General features: G+C 50.7%; 4 protein-coding genes. All 4 read left to right on the top strand.

The features are described 5' to 3' along the window. On the top strand, positions 1–768 hold a 768-nt coding region (locus tag RRY12_12890), incomplete at its 5' end, for a hypothetical protein (protein MEG2185570.1). A 32-nt stretch (positions 769–800) separates the two neighbouring features. Further along, positions 801–1,277: a collagen-like protein gene (locus RRY12_12885; GenBank protein MEG2185569.1), complete on the top strand. Its 477-nt coding sequence runs from the start codon at positions 801–803 to the stop codon at positions 1,275–1,277. 3 nt (positions 1,278–1,280) lie between these two features. Beyond that, positions 1,281–1,496, top strand: coding sequence for a hypothetical protein (locus RRY12_12880; protein ID MEG2185568.1), 216 nt, complete (start codon positions 1,281–1,283; stop codon positions 1,494–1,496). A 12-nt stretch (positions 1,497–1,508) separates the two neighbouring features. Beyond that, positions 1,509–2,228 (top strand): hypothetical protein, encoded by a 720-nt coding sequence (locus RRY12_12875; protein ID MEG2185567.1) that lies wholly within the window; start codon positions 1,509–1,511, stop codon positions 2,226–2,228. Positions 2,229–2,702 lie beyond the last annotated feature (474 nt).

The following is a 2,702-nucleotide window of genomic DNA, read 5'->3' as shown; positions in this document are numbered from 1 at the left end:
GCGGAACCCGTGCGGCTTGAACGTGGTTTTGTGTTGAATGAGGCGGCGCGGACGGTGACTTATCCGGTCTACGGTACGGGGGAAGCGCCGCTTTCGGATCAGGACAAGATTATTTTGCTCCGTGAGCTGCCGATTATTCAGGATACTGATCTGGAGAATCAAGGCGCGTTTTTTGCAGAAACGCACGAGCAGACGTTCGATAAGATCGTAATGATGATCCAGCAGCTGAATGAGCTGATGAGCCGCGCTGTGGTGGGGGGCGTGGACCAGTCTGGCGGAGGCGCGGCTTATGAGGCGCTGCTGGTTGCTGTGGAGGAGGCACGTAGTATCCGCGACCAGACAATCGCTTATGTTGATGGTTTTGACGCACATGTGGATGCAAAGACTGCTGAATCGCTTGTGGCTTTGAATGCCTGTATTGCGACGGCTGAGGAGTGGGCGCAGCAGTCTTGTTTTTGTGCGGCGACATCTGCTCGGTGGTATCAGAAGATAGCGGATGTATTCCACGGAGGCAATGAGAATTTTTTCAGCACGTTTTTTGTCCTTGTGGGGGTGGCTGATGGCGGGGACGGCGCCGACTTTGCTTACCTTACGTCGGATGGCGGCAGTGCGTCGACGGTATTGTTTATTGACCGTGTAAATGACGGTATGACTACTCCCGACGAGTGGTACAAAGTCAATCCCATGATTGCGGAGGCTCTGCGCGGGCGCAGCATAATATCCGCAACACTGCAAGATAACGGCGAAATAATCTTTGTCACAGATTAGGACAGAATATTTACAACAGGAGGAGATACAACATGGCAAATTTACCACCCGTAAGAGCAGCGTTAGTCCCCAAGGGCGCACACAGCGCATCATCCGCATACAGTTTTCTGGACATTGTAAAATACGACGGCAAAAGCTATGTATGCAAAGTATTTGAGGGTATTACGGCCAAAGCATTTGCGGCCGCAGATTGGTTTGAACTTTGTTCTGACGGATTGAAGGGCGACGCCGCTACTATAACAATAGGCGCTGTTACGACGGGAGCCGAGGGAAGCGCCGCCACCGTTACAAACGTAGGAACAGTAAACGCCGCGGTGCTCAATATTGCTATACCGCGCGGAACCACAGGCGCTCCGGGCGTTAAAGGCGACAAAGGCGATACTGGCGCCAACGGCTTAAAGGGCGACAAGGGCGACACCGGACTAAAAGGCGACACGGGCGCGCAGGGACTAAGCATAGTATCCGCATCACTCAACGCAAGCGGTCAGCTTTGTCTTGTTACAGGTTAAGTTATGGCAGCTCTTACACCCGTGCGCATAGCAATGCTGCCTAAAGGCGTATACAGCGCCGCGTCCGCTTACAGCTTTCTGGACGCGGTTACTTACAGTAATAGACTCTATTGCTGTGTCGTGGCAACGATAGCCGGAGAATCGCCAGACACAGCCCCCGCAAAATGGCAGCTGCTTATCACTAACGCCGATATAGCAGACGGCGGTACAACGATATAAAGGAGGAAGAAAATGACAACCTTGACAAGAGAGAACAAATTGACTGCGCCTACGAGGAACAGTCACGTGGCGTGGACAGCTACAAACCCTGTAGTGCCGGAAGGCGTGCTGATAATAGTAAAAGACAGGTTATACGTCGGCAGCGTGGAATATGCTATAGGCGACGGTGTATCGAACTACAACGCGCTTAGAAAGTTTGGCGAAGCAAAGGACGCGGACGGAAAAATCGACTTGGCGAATGTGGTGACGAACTCGGCAGATGGGCTGCTGAAGCTTGACGCGAACGGCAAAGCTCCTGCGGAGCGTCTGTACATAACTGGTGCACTAGCCGAGGGCGCCATTATTGAGTCCGGCAATAATGCCAACGGCAGGTACACAAAATTCGCTGACGGAACCATGATTTGCACCAAAACTATAACTAGAAATAACTTAAACATCTCTCCTGATTCATATATTTTACGTTTAGGAGATGAAATCCCCGCGGCGGCTTTTGTCGGTAACAGTAAACCTGGGTGGACATTTCTTAGGATAAGCGCTACAAACAACGATTCCAATATAAGCAATAATTATATGAGCTGCATAGGGTTATTTTCGTATGCCGATGGACTTGGTATATACAACACAGGTGGTAGCATGGCTTATACTTCACCCGGAGCGTCTGTTAAAGCCGGTAACGCTTATTACATCACAGCAATAGAGGTAAACATCATGGCCGTAGGTCGCTGGAAATAGCCCCGCCTCACGCCTTCCAGCGGCCTATTACTGCAACATATACACACAGGGTATTACCTGCGTAAAACACATTGGAGCCAGGTTCTTTTAAAGCGCGGACAAGTAGACGTGACGTAGTATCGGGGCTAGCTCCAACCGAAATTGCATATTTATTCGTGTCCGATACACCAGCTTCGCGCGAAGCTAAGACGGCATCAACGCTAACATAAGTAATGGGCAGTGTGACAACCTTTTCCAGCACAAGCGCCGAGCTAAACGGGACGATGCATGTAATTAACGAAATCATCGTCCCATCCGCCCATTTAATGTACCGTCCGTTGGCGTTTTCGCCTGACTCAATGATGGCGCCCTCGGCTAGTGCACCAGTTATGTACAGGCGGTATGGTGATTGCAAGGCTTCGCGGAGCCATTTGCCCGAAAAGATATATCCCGTGTAACAAAATTATCACAAAGAGTAATTAGAAACACAGGCGC

Source organism: Cloacibacillus sp. (assembly GCA_036655895.1).
In the GTDB taxonomy this organism is placed as follows: domain Bacteria; phylum Synergistota; class Synergistia; order Synergistales; family Synergistaceae; genus JAVVPF01.
This window is presented reverse-complemented; position numbering and strand designations above follow the sequence as displayed.

What these genes read in the sequence shown, in the direction of transcription:
- RRY12_12880 (MEG2185568.1), top strand. Translation starts at nt 1,281, where the DNA reads ATGGCAGCTCTTACACCCGTGCGCATAGCAATGCTGCCTAAAGGCGTA.
- RRY12_12885 (MEG2185569.1), top strand. Translation starts at nt 801, where the DNA reads ATGGCAAATTTACCACCCGTAAGAGCAGCGTTAGTCCCCAAGGGCGCA.
- RRY12_12875 (MEG2185567.1), top strand. Translation starts at nt 1,509, where the DNA reads ATGACAACCTTGACAAGAGAGAACAAATTGACTGCGCCTACGAGGAAC.